This is a genomic window from Luteibacter jiangsuensis (assembly GCF_030812295.1).
GTDB lineage: Bacteria > Pseudomonadota > Gammaproteobacteria > Xanthomonadales > Rhodanobacteraceae > Luteibacter > Luteibacter jiangsuensis_A.
Window position 1 is genome coordinate 737,308 of sequence record NZ_JAUSSK010000002.1, and the last position, 17,845, is coordinate 755,152.

Annotated in this window: 16 protein-coding genes and 1 pseudogene; 5 read left to right on the forward strand and 12 right to left on the reverse strand. The window is 65.8% G+C overall.

All coding sequences use genetic code 11. From position 1 onward, the window contains the following. The first annotated feature begins 26 nt into the window (after positions 1-26). The 3 genes from J2T07_RS08550 (at position 27) to J2T07_RS08560 (ending at position 2,899) form a co-directional block, all read left to right on the forward strand. The gene (locus tag J2T07_RS08550) at positions 27-767 is read left to right on the forward strand and encodes a response regulator (RefSeq protein WP_306848974.1); all 741 of its coding nucleotides are present in this window, start codon (positions 27-29) and stop codon (positions 765-767) included. After that, on the forward strand, positions 764-2,092 hold the full coding sequence (locus tag J2T07_RS08555; RefSeq protein ID WP_306848976.1) for a sensor histidine kinase: 1,329 nt from the start codon (positions 764-766) through the stop codon (positions 2,090-2,092). The genes J2T07_RS08550 and J2T07_RS08555 overlap by 4 nt, the downstream gene beginning before the upstream one ends. Positions 2,093-2,203: 111 nt before the next feature. Beyond that, positions 2,204-2,899, forward strand: a complete 696-nt coding sequence (locus J2T07_RS08560) for a dienelactone hydrolase family protein (RefSeq protein WP_306848978.1) — start codon at positions 2,204-2,206, stop codon at positions 2,897-2,899. Between the two features lie 120 nt (positions 2,900-3,019). Here the strand turns inward: J2T07_RS08560 and J2T07_RS08565 are convergent, their stop codons facing one another. The 3 genes from J2T07_RS08565 to J2T07_RS08575 form a co-directional block, all read right to left on the reverse strand. Beyond that, entirely contained in the window at positions 3,020-4,051 is a 1,032-nt protein-coding gene (locus tag J2T07_RS08565) for a D-cysteine desulfhydrase family protein (RefSeq protein ID WP_306848980.1), read from the reverse strand. A 116-nt stretch (positions 4,052-4,167) separates the two neighbouring features. Continuing rightward, a complete protein-coding gene (locus J2T07_RS08570) occupies positions 4,168-4,341 on the reverse strand; it encodes a DUF1328 domain-containing protein (RefSeq protein WP_167028689.1) in 174 nt (57 codons plus the stop codon). Positions 4,342-4,378: 37 nt separating this feature from the next. Then, positions 4,379-4,588: a CsbD family protein gene (locus J2T07_RS08575; protein ID WP_306848983.1), complete on the reverse strand. Its 210-nt coding sequence runs from the start codon at positions 4,586-4,588 to the stop codon at positions 4,379-4,381. A 208-nt stretch (positions 4,589-4,796) separates the two neighbouring features. Between J2T07_RS08575 and J2T07_RS08580 the strand changes: the two genes are divergently transcribed. After that, positions 4,797-5,573 (forward strand): isocitrate lyase/PEP mutase family protein, encoded by a 777-nt coding sequence (locus J2T07_RS08580; protein ID WP_306848984.1) that lies wholly within the window; start codon positions 4,797-4,799, stop codon positions 5,571-5,573. A gap of 193 nt (positions 5,574-5,766) precedes the next feature. Here the strand turns inward: J2T07_RS08580 and J2T07_RS08585 are convergent, their stop codons facing one another. From J2T07_RS08585 to adh, 9 genes and pseudogenes are all read right to left on the reverse strand, one after another. Further along, on the reverse strand, positions 5,767-6,351 hold the full coding sequence (locus J2T07_RS08585) for a hypothetical protein (protein WP_306848986.1): 585 nt from the start codon (positions 6,349-6,351) through the stop codon (positions 5,767-5,769). A 132-nt stretch (positions 6,352-6,483) separates the two neighbouring features. Beyond that, positions 6,484-7,311, reverse strand: a complete 828-nt coding sequence (queF, locus tag J2T07_RS08590; RefSeq protein ID WP_306848988.1) for an NADPH-dependent 7-cyano-7-deazaguanine reductase QueF — start codon at positions 7,309-7,311, stop codon at positions 6,484-6,486. A 43-nt stretch (positions 7,312-7,354) separates the two neighbouring features. After that, positions 7,355-8,347: an aldo/keto reductase gene (locus J2T07_RS08595; protein WP_306848989.1), complete on the reverse strand. Its 993-nt coding sequence runs from the start codon at positions 8,345-8,347 to the stop codon at positions 7,355-7,357. Continuing rightward, positions 8,344-8,784: a MerR family transcriptional regulator gene (locus tag J2T07_RS08600; protein ID WP_306848991.1), complete on the reverse strand. Its 441-nt coding sequence runs from the start codon at positions 8,782-8,784 to the stop codon at positions 8,344-8,346. Before J2T07_RS08600 ends, J2T07_RS08595 begins: the two co-directional genes overlap by 4 nt. 70 nt (positions 8,785-8,854) lie before the next feature. Beyond that, positions 8,855-8,977, reverse strand: a pseudogene (locus J2T07_RS08605) (DUF779 domain-containing protein); the annotation flags it as partial. A gap of 5 nt (positions 8,978-8,982) precedes the next feature. After that, a complete protein-coding gene (locus J2T07_RS08610) occupies positions 8,983-10,155 on the reverse strand; it encodes a c-type cytochrome (RefSeq protein ID WP_306848993.1) in 1,173 nt (390 codons plus the stop codon). An 11-nt stretch (positions 10,156-10,166) separates the two neighbouring features. Beyond that, the gene (locus J2T07_RS08615; protein WP_306848995.1) at positions 10,167-11,867 is read right to left on the reverse strand and encodes a methanol/ethanol family PQQ-dependent dehydrogenase; all 1,701 of its coding nucleotides are present in this window, start codon (positions 11,865-11,867) and stop codon (positions 10,167-10,169) included. A gap of 22 nt (positions 11,868-11,889) precedes the next feature. Further along, a complete protein-coding gene (locus J2T07_RS08620; RefSeq protein ID WP_306848997.1) occupies positions 11,890-14,154 on the reverse strand; it encodes a TonB-dependent receptor in 2,265 nt (754 codons plus the stop codon). A gap of 10 nt (positions 14,155-14,164) precedes the next feature. After that, on the reverse strand, positions 14,165-15,685 hold the full coding sequence (gene adh / locus J2T07_RS08625) for an aldehyde dehydrogenase (protein WP_306848998.1): 1,521 nt from the start codon (positions 15,683-15,685) through the stop codon (positions 14,165-14,167). 260 nt (positions 15,686-15,945) lie between these two features. On the opposite strand from adh, the gene J2T07_RS08630 reads away from it, so the two are divergent. Beyond that, positions 15,946-17,793: a sigma-54-dependent Fis family transcriptional regulator gene (locus J2T07_RS08630; RefSeq protein ID WP_306849000.1), complete on the forward strand. Its 1,848-nt coding sequence runs from the start codon at positions 15,946-15,948 to the stop codon at positions 17,791-17,793. The last annotated feature ends 52 nt before the right edge of the window (positions 17,794-17,845 follow it).

A 17,845-nucleotide genomic window follows, 5' to 3' on the forward strand; every position in this document is an offset into this window, starting at 1 on the left:
AAACCGCCATCGAGAGAACTTTCCGCATGGAACATACCGATCACATCCTCGTCGTCGACGACGATCACGGCATCCGCACGGGTGTCGTCGACTACCTGCGCAAGAATGGCTTGCGTGCCACCGCCGCCGCGGACGGCCGCGAGATGATGGCGCAGCTGGACACCTCGGCCTTCGACCTCATCGTGCTCGACATCATGATGCCGGGCGACGACGGCCTCGTGCTCTGCCGCAACCTGCGCAGCGGCAAGCACCGGGCGGTGCCGATCCTCCTGCTCACGGCCCGCGATGACGAGACCGACCGCATCATCGGCCTGGAAATGGGCGCCGACGACTATGTGGTGAAGCCGTTCTCGCCGCGCGAACTGCTGGCGCGTATCAAGGCGGTGATCCGGCGTACGAGGATGTTGCCGCCGAACCTGCGCATCACCGAATCCAGCGAGACGATCTCGTTCGGCCGCTGGCGTCTCGACACCACGGCACGCCACCTGCTCGACGACGACGGCACCGTGGTCTCGCTGAGCGGCGCGGAGTTCCGCCTGCTGCGCGTGCTGCTCGACCATCCTCAGCGCGTCCTTTCTCGCGACCAACTGTTGAACCTCACGCAGGGCCGTGACGCGGAGCTGTTCGACCGCTCGATCGACCTGATGGTGAGCCGCCTTCGCCAGCGTCTGAAGGACGATGCGAAGGAGCAGGCTTATATCAAGACCGTACGCAGCGAAGGCTACGTGTTCTGCATGCCGGTGACCGTGCATGGAGATGCGTCATGAACACCGCCGAGGCCTCCCGCATGCCGCGCTGGTGGCCGCGAAGCATGGCCTCCCGGATCTACGTCATCATCTTCACCGGCCTGTTGCTCGCGCAAGGCCTGTCGTTCGGATCGATGTTCTACGAGCGTTACCAGAGTGCCACGACGGTGATGCTGAACACGCTCGAGCACGATGTCGGTACGTCGGTGGCCGTGCTCGATCGCCTGCCCGCGGCGGAACGTCCGCAGTGGTTGCCCCGGCTGCAAAGGGACAATTACCGTTTCATTCTCGGGCCGGGTGACCAAGGCAGGCCACTGGTCTCGGCCCGCTCACGCGACGTGACCGGCCTGATCGCGAAGGAGGTCGGTCCAGCTTTCCAGGTCCACGGCGCAACCACGTCGGTCTCGCCGGAGCGCTACCAGGTGCATCTCACCCTGCACGATGGTTCGCCCTTGACGCTCGAGGTCACCCCGCGCGGCGTGCCCGTGGCGGACTGGCTGCCCTTCGTGCTCATCGTGCAGGTGGTGGTATTGCTGGCTTGCGCGTGGATCGCCGTGCGCCAGGCGACGCGACCGCTGGCGCGGTTGGCGCGTGCGGCCGAGGGCCTGACCCCGGCGGTCGACAATCCACGCCTCGCGGAGGATGGGCCGACCGAGGTCGCGCATGCGGCGGTGGCGTTCAACGCCATGCAGGACAGGATCGGGCGCTACCTGAAGGAACGCCTGCATATCCTTGCTTCCATCTCCCACGACTTGCAGACACCGATCACGCGGATGCGCCTGCGCGCCGAGTCCCTCGGCGACAGCTCCGCCCGCGACAGGATCCTCGACGACCTGCGCGAGATGGAGCATCTCGTGCGTGAAGGCGTGGCCTATGCGCGTAGCGCGCACGGCGGTGAAGAGGCTCCCGTACGCATCGATCCCGCGGCTTTTATCGAGAGCCTCGTCTTCGATTATCAGGACTCGGGCCAGCCGGTGACGCTGGTTGGTGGCATCCACGGTGTTTGCCTGGCGCGGCCCAGGGCCTTGCGTCGTGTCCTCGGTAACCTGGTCGACAATGCGATCAAGTATGGTGGGTCTGCCGAAATCGGCGGTTCGCAGGATGCTCGTGATGGTCTCTACATCACCGTATCGGATCGGGGGCCGGGTATTCCCGAGGACGAACTCGACGAGGTGCTGCAACCGTTCTACCGCCTGGAAGCCTCGCGCAACCGGGATACGGGTGGCGCGGGCCTGGGCTTGGCCATCGCCACCCAACTCATGCGCTCCATTGGCGGCAACCTGACCCTGGCCAACCGCGAAGGGGGCGGCCTGGTCGCGACGGTGGTGCTGCCTGGCGCGCGATAACCGCGGATGGGGCGAGGGCACTTCTGTCTAAGACCCTGTCGGGCGCCGCCTGCTAACGTCCCTCATTACTGGCGCGACGTTCGCGCCCTGCTGCCCTGACGGAGTCCCATCGTGTCCCACACCCTCACTGTGAAAACGCCGGATGGTTCGTTCGACGCCTACGTCGCCACGCCCGCCACCACACCCGCGCCGGTCGTCGTCGTGGTCCAGGAAATCTTCGGTATCACCGAGGGCATCCGCGCGATCGCCGATGGCCTGGCTCGCGACGGTTTCATCGCCGTGGCGCCCGACCTGTTCTGGCGCTTCGAACCCGGCATCCTTCTGTCCGAACATAGCGAGGCCGACTGGAAGACGGCGGTGGGGTACTACATGAAGCTCGACCTCACCAAGGCCGAAGAAGACATCGAAGCGACGATCGCGGCCGCGCGTGCGCTACCGGCATCGACAGGCAAGGCGGGCGTGATGGGTTTCTGCCTCGGCGGTCTGTTGTCGTTTCTCACCGCCGCGCGCGGCAAGGTCGATGCAGCCGTGGAATACTACGGTGGCCGTACGGAGGAATTCGTCGAGCGCGGCGCGAACATGACGACGCCGTTGCTGATGCACCTCGCCGGCGACGATGAATTCATGACCAAGGACGCACAGGCGAAGATCAAGCAAGTGCTGGCTTCCCGCCCCAACGTGGAGATCCACGTCTACGACGGAAGAAACCACGCTTTTGCCCGCCCCCAGGGCGACCATTACGACGCGGCGGACGCGGAAACGGCGAATGCACGCACCCGCGCCTTCCTGAAGCACCACCTGACCTGATCGTCGGGTACACCTGCGCGGTAGGTCAACCACGCTCGGTGGGAGCCGACCCTGTCGGCGATGGGTGGTGAGGTACCCCCCATCGCCGACAGGGGCGGCTTCCACCACGGCAGGAAGGTGCTACCCGGCTAGATCCGCCCGGTACGCAAAGAGCCCAGGCATGCCACCCGTCGCAACAAAAAGTACAGTCTCACCATTCCGCACAAGCCCTTCGCGTAGGTCGTGCAGCAATCCCGCGAACGCCTTCCCCGAATACACCGGATCGAGCAGTATGCCCTCGCGGCTCGCCATGAGGCGCACCGCCTTCTTCATGTCCTCGGTGGGTACGCCATAACCGGCGCCCAGCTGCGTATCGTCTATCTCGATATCGTCGGCGTGGAGTGTCGCGTCCGACTCGAGCAGGTGCAGCGCTTCCCTCGCCAGGTCGAGCGTGGCCGGCCGCGCGGCATCCCTCGGCTTCAGCACCGCATAGCCCTTCACACGATCCGGCCGACGGCCCATCGCCGCAAAACCCGCCACGAGCCCGGCTTGCGTACCGGCACTCCCGTTCGGCACGATAATGCGGTCGAAGCGCATGTCCATCGCGCTTTCCTGTTCCGCTATCTCGCGCGCGCAGCGCGCGTAGCCGAGCGCACCCAGTGGCGTCGATCCACCTGTCGGGATCACGGCCACCGAATGGCCTTTCGCACGCAACTCGTCGGCACGCGCCTCGGCGAGGGCCAGGGCGTCGGTCCCTTGCGGCAAGAATACGGTGCGCGCGCCAAACAGGTCGTTCAGCAGCACGTTGCCGTTCTTCTCGTAGTCGACGTCGTCCTTCGGGACAAGCCGCGCAAGGAACAGTTCGCAGGCAAGCCCATGCCTCGCAGCGGCGGCCGCGGTGAGGCGCGCATGGTTCGATTGCAAACCGCCAACGCTGACGATCGTATCCGCGCCGGCCGTATGCGCTTGCCCGAGGTGGTATTCGAGCTTGCGTAGCTTGTTGCCGCCACCGCCGAGCGCCATGTGGTCGTCACGTTTCGCGTAAAGCCGGATACGTCGCGCCGGAAGGTCGAGAGCCTCCTCGATGCGGATCAACCGCTGGATGGGCGTCGCACCGTCCAGCAGCGTTACGCGCGGGATGGCATCGAGAAAGGAAAGCGTGGCGGTCGCCATGGCCGGACTCCTGGGGAAGGACGATCATAGGCCTGCCGCGTGCACCGCGTCATGCGATGAAAAACGCCCCGGGCCGGGACCGGGGCGTGTGTTCCGTCCTGCGGGTCTTGCCTTCGCTATACCCTCGGGCCGCGACGCAGGCCTCCGAAAAGCAGCGAAAGGATGAACAGGATCAGGAAGACCACGAACAGGATCTTCGCGATGCTGGCGGCGCCCGCGGCGATGCCGGTGAAACCGAAGACGGCGGCGATCAGCGCGATGACGAAGAAAATGACGGCCCAATGAAGCATGGCTTGTCTCCTCTGGCGAATGGGGAAAAGGAGGGGCTCAGTGCGTGCGACCGATACGGTCGCGGAAATCCTTTACCTGCCGTTCCGCTTCGTCCTTCGCCACGCCATAGCGTTCCTGGACCTTGCCCGCGAGGTATTCGCTATTGCCTTCGGCAACCTTCAGATCGTCATCGGTCAGCTTGCCCCACTGTTCCTTCATCTTGCCGCTCAACTGCTTCCACTTGCCCTTGAAGGTGTCTTCGTTCATGGCGGTTCCTCGATCGGGTGATGCCCGCGCGGCGCTCGTCGCCGTGCCAGGGTGGTGCCATTCGAGCATCGCGATGTTGAAAGCGGTGTCTGTGGGGAGTGAGGTGGCGGCTCACCGGGCCTTGGCGTCCTGTACACGGCAAAAAGGCGTTGCGGTCCACGCCTCGGTGGTGGATCGTGTCGTCACTTTCTCCGCGGGAACCCGATGCATGAACGCTCAGACCTTCCGTGACCTGCACGCCGGCGCCTCCTTGCTGGTACTCGCCAACGCTTGGGATGGTGCCAGCGCTGCCGTCGTACAGCATGCCGGTGCGCCGGCCGTTGCCACCACCAGTGCGGGTGTCGCGTGGTCCTGCGGCTGGCCCGATGGCGATCGGTTGCCCGTGGCCGAGATGCTCGCCGCCATCCGCCGCATAGCGAGGGTGGTAACCGTTCCGCTGACTGTGGATATCGAGGAAGGGTGTTCCGACGACCCCGCGCAGGTGGCGGACTTCGTTTCCTCGCTGGTCGACACTGGCGTGGCGGGGATCAACATCGAGGATGGCAGCAAGGCGCCCACATCGCTGGCCGACAAGCTCCGTGCGATCCGCGCCCGGCTGGGTGGGCGCGACCTCTTCATCAACGCACGCACGGATGTCTACTTGCGCGGCATGGCGTCCGGCGACGCGGCCGTCGAGGAAACGCTCCGGCGTGCGGGCCTCTATCGGGAGGCGGGTGCCGACGGCATGTTCGTGCCGGGTATCGCGGCGTTGGATGACATCCGCCGCGTGGCGACGGCGCTCCGGCCGATGCCGTTGAACGTGATGCTGGTACCGGGCTTGCCGTCGCGGGAGGAACTGTTCGGGGCGGGTGCGCGGCGGCTCAGCGCGGGTATCGCGCTGTCACTGGAGGCGTATGCGACGGCGGGGCGGATGGCCGCGGAGTTCCTGGGGACGAAGCCGAAGGACATCGGGTACGGGACGTTGAACGGGCTGCTGGCTGGCTAGATTCGCCGATGGGGGAGCCGGCCTTGCAGCAGCCTACCTTGTCCGCTCTGGTGGGAGCCGACCCTGTCGGCGATCCCGCGGCAGCGGGCCTGGTCGCTGCAAGCACCCATCGCCGACAGGGTCGGCTCCCACCGGAAACGAAAAGGGCGCGACCGAGGTCGCGCCCTTTCTTGTTCACCGGATCTTGGAAGACTTACTTCTTCTTGACCTCGAACGCCTCGTTGCCGACGGCCTGGCCGTTGAGCGAGACGGTGACCTTGTACTTGCCTTCCGGCCACTCGTTCGGATTCTGGATCTTGAACGTGGTGACGGCCGGGCCATCGGTACTGATCGACTGGCTGATGTCGCTGACGGTCGTGGTGGTGTCGCCGTCCTGGTAGGTCCACTTCGCGTTGAGCGTGGCGCCGGCGGTGCTGCCCTCGGTGGCGACCGAGGCGTAGATGGTCTTGTCGGTCGGGGCGAAGGCGGTTTTCGCCTTGGCGACCTTCTTGTCCGCGCCCACGGTGCTGCCCAGGGTGACCGAACCGACCTTCAGCGACTCGGCGACGGCGGCCGGGGTGGCCGGGGCGGCCGCCGGCTGGGCGGCGGGCGCGGCAGCGGCGGTCGTCGCGGGGGCCGGGGCGGCGGGTGCCGGAGCGGTGGCGGGTGCGGCCGGAGCCGACGAGGCGGCGGCTGGGGCGGTGTTCTGCTGCTCTTCCTTCTTGCCGCAGGCGGTGAGGACCAGCAGGCCGGCGACGATGGCCGTGCAGAGGGCGGACGAGCGGAAGGAAAGCTTCATGTCTGGATTCCGGGAGTGGCGTGTCAGGTTCGAAACGAAAGGGGCGTCAAGGTGGATCCCCTTGGCCGCCGCAGGGTACAGGCTACACAACTAAAGGCAAGACCAATGAAGAACGCATGAATGCGCCATTCATCATTGGCGCGCACCGCGCGGGTTGGTGGGCACGGCGGCCGGGTCGGTGCCGCGGAACGGGTTGATGTCCAGGCCGCCGCGACGCGTGTAGCGGGCATAGACCGAGAGCTCGCGCGGCGCACAGCGGGCACGGAGATCCATGAAGATACGCTCCACGCATTGCTCATGGAATTCCGTGTGGCTGCGGAAGGAAACGAGGTAGCGCAGCAGCCCCGCCCGGTCGATCGGCGAGCCCGTGTAGGCGATCTGTACGCTGCCCCAATCGGGTTGCCCGGTCACCGGGCAATTGGAGCGCAAAAGGTGCGACACGAGCACCTCGCGCACGTCCCCGTCGTGCGTGCCGAGGAAATCCGGACGCGGCGGGCCGTAGCTGTCGAAATCCAGCGCCTGCGTGTCCAGCAGGATGCCCTCCGGCTCGCCCAGCGGGGTGCCGTCCAGGTCGTTCGGCGCCCGTAACACCACGTCCACGGGGCCGCCGGACGCGGCCGACAGGTCGCGGACCAGCGTGGCGCGCACCTGCGCGTCATCGGCCATGCGTTCCTGGGCGAAGCCGTTCAGGTAGAGCTTGAAGGATTTCGACTCGACGATATTCGGCGTGGAGGCCGGGAAACGGAACTCCGCCACGGCCACGACGGGCTTGCCGCGCGCATCCAGCCAGGACAGTTCATAACCGTTCCAGATGTCGACACCATGGAAAGGCAGGGCGTCGGCGGATACGCCGATCTCGTCACGCTTGCCCTGGCGCGGAATCGGGAAGAGCAGGCTGGCGTCGTAGCGGTCGGCGTAGACGGTGGCCTTGCCCAGCGGCGAATGATCGGGGGACGACATGGCGGTTTGCTGCTGACACAAACCGCCATTATAAGCCAAGCACTTAGGCGTTGATGGAGCCCATCATGTTGGAGGCGTAGCGGTCGCCCACGGCCGAGTCCGGCGGGAACACCGCGTCGATCTCGGCCACCTCGGCCGGACCGAGTTTCACCTCCACCGCGCCGGCGTTCTCCTCCAGGTACTTCACCCGCTTGGTGCCCGGGATCGGCACGATGTCGCCGCCCTTGGCGATCACCCAGGCGAGCGCGAGCTGGCCTGGGGTGCAGCCCTTGTCGGCGGCGAACTTCTTCACCTTCTCCACGATGGCCAGGTTCTTCGCGAAGTTCTCGCCGGTGAAGCGCGGATTGACGCGGCGATAGTCGTCCTCGGCGAAGTCTTCGGGCCGGGTGATCGCGCCGGTGAGGAAGCCGCGGCCGAGCGGGCTATAGGCCACCAGGGCGATGCCGTTCTCGCGGCAGGCGGCAAGCGTGCCGGTGGTTTCCGGATCGCGTGTCCACAGCGAGTATTCGCTCTGCAGGGCGGTGATCGGATGCACTTTCGCCGCCTTGCGGATCGATTCTGCCGAAGCCTCGGACAGGCCGAGGTGGCGCACCTTGCCTTCCTTCACGAGGTCGGCCATCGCGCCGACGGTCTCCTCGATCGGTACCGCGCGGTCGACGCGGTGCTGGTAGTAGAGATCGATGTAATCGGTCTTCAACCGGCGAAGGCTGCCTTCGACCGACTGGCGAACGTATTCCGGACGGCCGCTGATGCCACGCTTCATCGGGTCGTTCGGGTCGCGGACGATACCGAACTTGGTGGCCAGGAACACCTTGTCGCGACGGCCGGCGAGCGTACGGCCGAGCAGTTCCTCGTTGGTATGCGGGCCGTACGCGTCGGAGGTATCCCAGAAGGTGATGCCCAGCTCCAGTGCGCGTTCCAGCGTGGCGACCGATTCCTTCTCGTCGCCGATACCGTAGAACTCGCTCATGCCCATGCAGCCGAGGCCGAGGATCGAGACCTCGGGGCCGTGCGTTCCCAGTTTGCGGGTGATCATGCGTGTCTCCTTCGTTTCGAGGGGGCGTTCCCCGGCGTCACCCGTGTCACGGGCGGTTCGGCGGGGAGGGGGATGGGTTCATCAGGGTAGATCGAGCGGTACAGGGCGATCTTCTCGTCCAGCCGCGTGATCGTTTCGGACAGTTCGGTCAACTGGCCGCGCATGTAGGCGGCGTGCCGCGCGAGCAAGTCGCCACGCAGGCGGATGCTCTCGGGGGTCTCGCCCTGTCGGCGCAAGCGCACGTATTCCTGGATGTCGCGCATCGACATGCCGGTGCCGCGCAGGCGCAGCACGAAGTCGATGAGGCGCATCTCGGCTTCGCCGTAGACGCGCTGGCCGCTGCGCCGAGGCACCGGGTCGATCAGGCCGATCTGCTCGTAGTAGCGCAGCGTGTGGGTGGTCAGGCCGGTGGCGAGGGCGGCCTCGGCGATGGTCATCGAATGGGGCATTCGAAGAGCGTACGCCTTCGAGTGCGCTCTAAGTCAACATGCGGTCCTCAGAATCGCCCATCGGCGAGGAACCGTCGCCGCAACCGCCGCTCTGGTGGAACAGCACATCGCCGTGCCGCTCGCGCAGCCGTTTGATCAGAGCGACGGCGGCCGGTGTGATGGTGACCTTGTCGATGCTCATTGGCTTCAGTCGGCGTCGGAGACCAGAGGCACCGTCGATTGCTTCGCCTCGTCGAAGGTGAGCTTGGTATTGCCCGCGGGATAACCGTTCTCGCGCAGCAGGAAGGCCATGATCTCGACGTAGTCGTCCGGCGGCAGGCTGGCCGGCTGCGTGGCAGGCATGTTCTGCGAGACGATGGTGAAAATGTCACCCACGTGGAAGTTGGCCGCTGGGTTGGCGAAATGCTTGCCCTTCAGAGCCGGTCCTGCCCGGCCTTCGAGTGCCGGACCGTGGCATTGCGCACAGTTGTCGGAGTACTTCGCCGCACCGGCGTCGGCCTGCGCGATGGTGAATAGCGCAGGCGGCCTGCCGCCGCCCGAGGCGCAGATCGCGCCCGGAGGCGTTCTGCGTGGCGAGCGCCAGAGCGCGTTGCGGTGGTCGGGTATCCGCCTCGCCGCACCGGCCATCGCCATCGGCGCGAGCAGCTTGCCGAGTCGCCCGTCGGCGTCCAGTGCGTCGACGGCCTTCTCGAACCGGTGTGCCGCCTCGATGTGGTCGTCATCGTAGAGCGCGACCAGGTCGAAGCGGGCATGTGCTTCGGTCAGCTCCAGGGTGCGAAAACGCGTGGTTTCCCGAGTTGCCGCCAGATGCTTCGCCACGGCCGGCCCCCAGAGCATCGCGGCCCCCACCTTGCCCTTCTCCAGCGCGGCGAGTCCTTCGGCGTCGGTGAGGTGGACATCCGACGTGATCGCAGGATGTCCGGCGAAGAACAGGTTCGGCGTGGTCTGGTAGGTTACGGCGACGCGCGTTCCCCTGGTGAGGTTGTCGAGCGACGTCGCGTGGCTGGCGGTGGGAAGCACCAACACGAAACCGGTATGCCCATACGGTACCGTCGCCTTCAGTCCTTCCGGGAGACCGGGGGCATCGGCGTCGACGGGAAACCCCAGCACGAGGTCGCAGGAAGCCTTGGCCAGTGCGTTGAACTCCTTGAGGTCGAAACCCTCGTCGTCGCCGCTGCCGTCGAAGAAATGGATTTTCGCGCGGCTGTGTTCCTGGCTTGCCACGGCTTGCGCCACGGCGACATCGGTCCGCGCCATCGGGCTGGAACGATCCACGCACAACGTCAGGTCGGCAGCTTGGATGCCGCCACCGAACAGGCAGAGCACGGCGAGCGCGAATCGGGTCGATCGGATCGTCATGGCCAGTCTCCTCACAGCGAAAACACGTAGAGATGGCCGCCGAGGGGTATGTTCTTCACACGCGGATCCTTGGCCATGTCGCCGCCCCAGATCGGCACGCCGCCGCCCCAGCCGGCGTAGACGGCGACATACTGCTTGCCGTCGACCTTCCAGGTGCTCGGTACGCCGAGCACTCCGGAACTCATCTGCGGGCTCTTCCAAAGTACCTTGCCGGTCTTCGCGTCGAAGGCATACAGGTAGCCGTCGGCGGAACCAGAGAACAGCAGACCGCCGGCCGTGCTCAACATGCCGCCGTTCCACGGCAACTCGGACGGATGGCGCCAGACCTGTTTGCCGGTATCGATGTCGATCGCTTGCACCGAACCCCACGTGTCCTTGTTGTCCGGATCGGCGACGACCTTGAAGGTCTCGCCGAGGAAGGGCAAGCCGGCCTTGTAGTTCACCGTGGCGCCCTTCATCGTCATGCAAGTGTGCAGCGTGGGCACATAGGCCATGTGCGTCTGCGGGTCGACCGAGATCGGCCACCAGTTCTTGCCGCCGAGGAAACTCGGGCAGGTGAACACCTCCTTGCCCACATCGGGCCGCATCGCGGGGTCCGTCTGTGGCTTGCCGTCCTTGAATCCGCTCACCGACGTGGCATGGGCGAACTTCTCCGCATAGATGAGCTTGCCGTCGGTGCGGTCGATGGCATAGAACCAGCCGTTGCGGCTGGCGGTGACCAACGCCTTGTGCTTCACGCCGTTGTAGTCGATGTCGGTGAGCACGGTTTCATTCGTGCCGTCGTAGTCCCAGCTGTCGTTGGGCGTGTACTGGTAATGCCATTTGATCTTGCCGGTCTTCGGTTCGATCGCGATAACCGAATCGGTATAGAGATTGTCGCCCGGGCGAAGTGTGGCCAACCACGGGCCGGGGTTGCCCACGCCCCAAAACAGGGTATCGGTGTCGGCGTCGTAGCTACCGGTGAGCCATGCCGCGCCACCGCCGGTCTTGTAGGCACCTTCCGGCCAGGTGTCGCCGCCAGGTTCATTCGGCGCGGGGATCGTGTGCCGCTTCCACACCTGTTTGCCGGTCTCCGCGTCCAGCGCGGCCACGAAACCGCGTGCGCCGTACTCGCCGCCCGAGACGCCGACGATCACCATACCCTTGACCACCAGCGGGGCCAGCGTCATCGCATAGCCGACGTCCGGTGCATTGAGCTGTTCGTTCCAGGCGACCTTGCCGGTCTTCGCATCGAGGGCGACCACGCGGTTATCCAGCGTGGCCATGTAGACCTTGTCGCCGTAAAGCGCGACGCCGCGATTGACCACGTCGCAGCAGATCGTCTTCAGGCCGGTATTGGACAGGTCGTGTTCGTACTTCCACAGCTGCTTGCCTGTGCTGGCCTGGAAGGCGATCAACTGGTTCTTCGGGGTGGTCACGAACAGATAGTCGCCGTTGACGATCGGCGGTGCCTCGTGGCCCATGTCGAAGCCGGTCTTGTAATCCCACACGGTCTTCAGGTTGGCTACGTTGCCGGTATTGATCGTGTCGAAGGGGGCGAAGCCGGAACTGGTGTAGTCCCGGCGATACATCAGCCACCCGTCGTCCTGCGCGGCCTGCTTCAACCGGGCATCGGTCACCGGTTTATAGTCGCCCGCGGCGAACGCTCCCGTCGAGTTCACCAAAAGGGCGAACAGCAGGGCGGTAAGGTGTCTGTTTCGCATGGGCGACATGGCGGGCTCCTGGTGCGTGGGATTACAGGGACAGCGTGATGGACAGCCATCCGGCGCGTGGTGCGCCGGGGCCGAGGAATCGAGGGTCGTTCAGCCCGGGAAGTACGGACGATGGATTGCCGAGAACGCCGAAGCTGACGTAGCGGCGATCGAGCAGGTTCTCGACGCGCGCCGAGATTTGTACCCGCGGGGTGACTTGCCAGTGTGCGTCGAGGTCGAACAGCGCATACCCGCCGGTCTTGCCCAGGGCGTTGATCTCGTCCCCACGCAAGTACTGGCCGGAACTGAAGCGCCCATCGATGCCGAACGTTACGACCGGTGTCGGTGACCAGTCCGCGCCGACCTTGAGCATGTGCCTGGGCAAGCCGGGAATATCGTCGCCACGCTTCACCGTGACGACGCCATCGGCGTCGGCGTCGGGATGATGGGCGCTGATCTGGTCGAAGCCGGAAAGGAAACGTGCGCGCAGGTACGCATAGGCCATATGCCAGTCGATACCGGCCCAGCGACCGCGTAACGATGCCTGGACGCCTTCTCGTCGCGTATCGCCCACGTTGGCGAAGAAGCCTCGATTCGAGAGGCCGCCACCCGTGGTCTGGAAAACGATATCGTGCGCGCTGGTGCTCCGATACAGGGAGGCGTCCCAATGCAGCACCGCGCCACCGCCTCGCAGGCCGGCCTCGACACTGCGGGCGACCACCTGCTTCAGCGGCGGATCGGAGACGAAGTCGTTGGGCAACCTGCATGGCGCTTCCTCGTCGGCACAGGTCAGTTCGACGGGAGTGGGTGCGCGTGTCGACTCGCTGTAGCTGGCGAACGCCGAGACCCGGCGGGAGAGTAACCAGCTGAGCCCCACGGAGGGATTGAAGCGGGAGAAGGTGTGACCGCCATCCAGCGCGCGATTCCTTCCGCTGCGGTCGGCGATGGAAACCCGCGTCCGATTGAAGCGGGCGGCGAGATCGAGCGTCCAGTCGGACGACAGGCGCAGCCTATCGCTCACGAAGGCGGCCCGATCGCGCGTCGTCGCGTGCACGGCAACGGCCTCGCTGGGAATCGCAGGACCGTCGGCGGCGACGTGGCGGGCCTCGTCGAGGAGCCCGACGCGCTGTTCGGAGGTGTAACCGACGGAACCGCGACGCTCGTCGACACCAAGGAAGAACGTGTTGTCACGGCCGAAGAGACGGGTGGCGCCGTGGAGCACGGCGCTGCCACCCCGTGCCCGCTGGCGCCGCATGCCGAGGTTGGCGATGGCGTCATAGCGGGAAGAGACAGGAGTGCCCCGCGCATCGAGAATGGCGTCTCGGCCGTCTTCCCCGCAGAGGATCGACGCGTCGTCGTTGCATGCCGCGTACTCGCTGGTGTCACCGTTGTAGGAACGTGTGCGGACGCGGCGGGTGAAGGCCGTCACGATGAGCGAGGACCTGTCGGTGAGGCGCCAGGTGCCAGTCAGGCTGGCCTGGCTGAGCCGGTTCGATGTCTCGTCGGGCGCGGTGAATATGGCGGCGCGTCGCTGGCGCAGCAGTTCCGCGGGCGAGGCGCCGTTTCCGGTGAGATCCGTCCGGGCTTGGGCGAGATGCAGGTCGAGGTCGAGCCTGTCGCCGCGGAAGCTGAAGGCACCCAGTGAGTGGCGCGCATGCGAGGGAGAGAGATCGCGCCAGCCGCGTTCGTCCATGCGGTCGCCGAGCACGTAGTAGCCCAGACCGCCATCGTTGCCGCCGCTTTCCAGGAACGAGGTTTCACGTCCGAACGAGCCTGTCTCACGGCCTATCCGCGTACCCGGTGCGCTGAAGCCGGTTTTCGTGCGCAGGTCGATCGCTCCGCCGAGGGCGTTCTGGCCGAACACGGGACTGGCGCCGGCGCTCAGGGTCGCGCCGTCCACGGCACGGGATGGTATGAGGTCCCAGTTCACGGTGTCGCCGAAGACTTCGTTGACGCGCACGCCATCCTGGTAGATGGCCAGGCCCTGCGGCGTTCCGAGCAGGGGTGATGCCGTATACCCGCGGTACTGCAGGTCCGGCTGCCAGGGGTTGCCTTGCACGGCATTGAGCGAGATGCCGGGGATGTCGCGATCCAGTGCATCCGCCAACCCGGTGGAACGCGTCGGGTCCGTGTCGTGTCGATCCAGCCAACGCGTGTCGTAGGGAATCGTCCTCGCATCGCGCGATTCGTAGAGGCCGGGCGCCACGGCGACCACGGTGACCACCGGGAGGTTCACCGATACCCGATCGACCGCATTGGCGACGGAGGTCGCCAATGCGGTCGCGGCGCAGGCCCCGAACGGACGCATGCGCCACACTTCAGAAGAAGCCCAGCTTCTTCGGCGAGTAACTGACCAGGAGGTTCTTCGTCTGTTGGTAGTGGTCGAGCATCATGCGGTGCGTTTCACGGCCGATGCCCGACTGCTTGTAGCCGCCGAAGGCCGCATGCGCGGGGTAGGCGTGATAGCAGTTGGTCCAGACGCGGCCGGCCTGGATACCTCGGCCGAAGCGATAGGCACGGTTGCCGTCGCGCGTCCAAACCCCCGCGCCAAGACCGTAGAGCGTATCGTTGGCGATGGACAAGGCTTCTTCGTCGGTGTCGAAGGTGGTTACGGCGACGACTGGACCGAAGATTTCCTCCTGGAAGACGCGCATCTTGTTGTGGCCAACAAAGACGGTTGGCTGCACGTAGTAACCGCCCGCGAGTTCTCCACCGAGGTTCGCTCGCGCACCGCCGGCGAGCACCTTCGCGCCCTCCTGCTTGCCGATGTCCATGTAGGAGAGGATTTTCTCCAACTGCTCGCTGGACGCTTGCGCACCGATCATCGTCGTAGGATCCAACGGATTGCCCGCCTTGATCGCCGCGACACGTTCGAGCGCCCGCTCCATGAAACGGTCATAGATCGATGCATGGATCAGCGCACGGCTGGGACAGGTGCAGACCTCGCCCTGGTTGAGCGCGAACAACACGAAGCCTTCGATCGCCTTGTCGAAGAAATCGTCGTCTTCCGCCGCGACGTCCGCGAAGAAGATGTTCGGCGACTTTCCGCCGAGTTCCAGCGTCACCGGAATCAGGTTCTGGCTGGCGTACTGCATGATCAACCGGCCGGTGGTCGTCTCGCCCGTGAAGGCGATCTTGGCGATGCGGTTGGACGAGGCGAGCGGCTTGCCCGCTTCCAGGCCGAAACCGTTGACGATGTTGAGTACGCCGGGCGGCAGCAGGTCGCCGACCAGTTCCGCCCAGACCAGGATGCTGGCCGGGGTCTGTTCGGCGGGCTTGAGCACGACGCAATTGCCGGCGGCCAGCGCGGGCGCCATCTTCCAGGCGGCCATCAGCAGCGGGAAGTTCCACGGAATGATCTGGCCGACGACGCCAAGCGGTTCGTGGAACTGGTAGGCGACGGTGTCGCCGTCGATCTCGCCCAGGGTACCTTCCTGCGCACGGATGCAGCCGGCGAAGTAGCGGAAATGGTCGATCGCCAGCGGTACATCGGCAGCCATCGTCTCGCGGATCGGCTTGCCGTTGTCCCAGGTCTCGGCATGGGCAAGGAGGTCGATGTTCTGCTCCATGCGGTCGGCGATCAGGTTGAGGACGCGAGCGCGCTCGGCCACGGGTGTGCGGCCCCAGCCATCCTTCGCGGCGTGCGCGGCGTCCAGTGCGGCGTCGATGTCGGCGGCATCGGAACGGGGAATCTCGCAGAAGGCCTTGCCAGTGATCGGTGTGATGTTGTCGAAGTACCTGCCACTCCTGGGCTCCACCCAGCGACCGCCGATGTAGTTGCCGTAGCGCTGCTTGAAGGGGACCTGCACGGCGAGGTGTTGTTGTTCGAGCTTGGTCATGGGTGGTTCTCCATTCGGGGACGGACTGTTGTCACCGGAGGAGCACGGGACATGCCAGAAGACGTTCCCCGTCGAGCCATGCTGCGCTGCGTTCGGGGCGCCTGGCATGCTTTCCAGAATGGCCGGAAGATCGGCCGTTGCGCTGCAGCACGTGGCTCGCCGAACGTCGTGTTGCGGCGACGACACGAACGTGCTTTGAATCGGGACATCCGCCGCGACAGGTGTCGCAAATTGCGACACATCGAACAGGGACATCGACCATGCGCCAGTTGTCTTCCTCCGAAGCGATTACCGTTGCCCGCCGCCGCTTCTTCGATGGAGGGGTGGCGCCGCATGGCCTGGTACCGGAAAACATCCTGGCGTCGTGGCGTCGTTGCGCCGAGAGCGGTCTCGATGCGGCGGCGCGGCCGGTTCTCATGCCGATGGAGCGTCATGCCCTGTCGGAACGGCAGGAACGTCACGAGGAGCTGAGGCGACTGTGCCGGCCCGAGCTGGAGTCGCTATACGCCAGTGCGAACCAGGCGGGTAGCATCGTCATCCTCACCGCCGCGGATGGCCTGATCCTGGACGCGCTGGGCGACGCGGAGTTCCTGACCAAGGCCGCACGCGTGGCGTTGAAGCCGGGCGTGCCGTGGAGCGAGGCGGCCACCGGCACCAATGCCATCGGGACCGCGATCGTCGAGCGACGTGCGGTGGAGGTGCGTGGGCAGGAACACTTCTATCGCCCTCACGGCATGCTCAGCTGTTCGGCGTCGCCGATCTTCGACCCCCGTGGCGCTGTTGTCGGTGTCCTCGACTTGTCCGGCGAGGCTTCCATCCGTCACCTGCACGCGCTTGGCATGGTCCAGCTTGCGGTTGAACAAATCGAGTACCGTTTGTTCGAGCGTCAGTTTCCGGGTGCGGAAATCGTGCGCTTCCAACACGACCCCGAGTTGCTCGGCACGCCGCGCGAAGGCATGGTGGTGTTCGAGAACCATAAGCTGGTGGCGGCCAATCGGCAGGCCTTGCGCCTGCTCGGTCTGGATTGGAACGAGCTTGGTCGGACCCGCTACGACGACCTGTTCGCTTCGGCGTTGCCGCGCCCGGGCGATACGGTCGGCATGCGTTGCCAGACGGGTGAACTGCTTCACGCGCGCCGTGAGGCATCGACCCGGGTGAGCGTGCCGGTGCGACAGCCGCGTGCGAAGCCGGCACGCAACGCGGTTTCGGTGTTCGCCCCGGAGATCGCACAGGCCATCGAGCGTCATGTTCGTCTGCTCGATGCCGATATCCCCACCTTGCTGCAAGGCGAGACCGGCACCGGCAAGGAACGCGTGGCGCGCGAACTGCACCGGCGCAGCGCGCGCGCCACGGGGCCGTTCGTCGCGGTGAACTGCGCGGCCTTGCCCGAGGGACTGATCGAAGCCGAACTGTTTGGCTACCAGGCGGGCGCGTTCACCGGCGCTCGCAAGGAAGGCGCGGCGGGCCTGCTCCGCGATGCGGACGGCGGCGTGCTCTTCCTGGATGAACTCGGCGACATGCCGCTCACTCTGCAAAGCCGCTTCCTTCGCGTATTGCAGGAGCGCGAGGTCACCCCTTTGGGTGGCGGGCGCCCGTGCGCGGTCGACATCGCGGTGATCGCCGCCACGCACCAGGATCTCACCCTCGCGGTGGCGGCGGGAACCTTTCGCGCGGATCTCTACTACCGCATCGCTCAGGCCACGATGTGCCTGCCGGCCTTGCGCGACCATGCCAGCGTGATCGCCACGATTCGCGCGATGTGGCTCGCGATCGACGGCGACGAGGCCGGTGTGCGCCTTTCGGACGACCTGGTGGAGCATATGGCATCCCTGCCATGGCCGGGCAACCTGCGGCAGCTCGTGGGTGTGTTGCGCAGCATGATGGTCATGGCGGACGCCGGCCGCGTGCTGGGCATCGTGGATCTTCCCGCGGAGCTGCGCGCACCCGTCCAGTCCCGGCCGGCCGCCGTGCCGACGGAAGGCCGCCTCGATATCATCGAACAGCAGGCCATCGATCAGGCCATCGCCCAATGTCGCGGCAACGTGGCCGCCGCGGCCCGTCGTCTCGGCATCAGCCGTAGCACGATCTACCGGAAGCTTGAGCGTTAGCCCATGCCGTGGGGGTGCCGTTGGGATCGTGCCGCCGGGGTGGAAGCGTGGC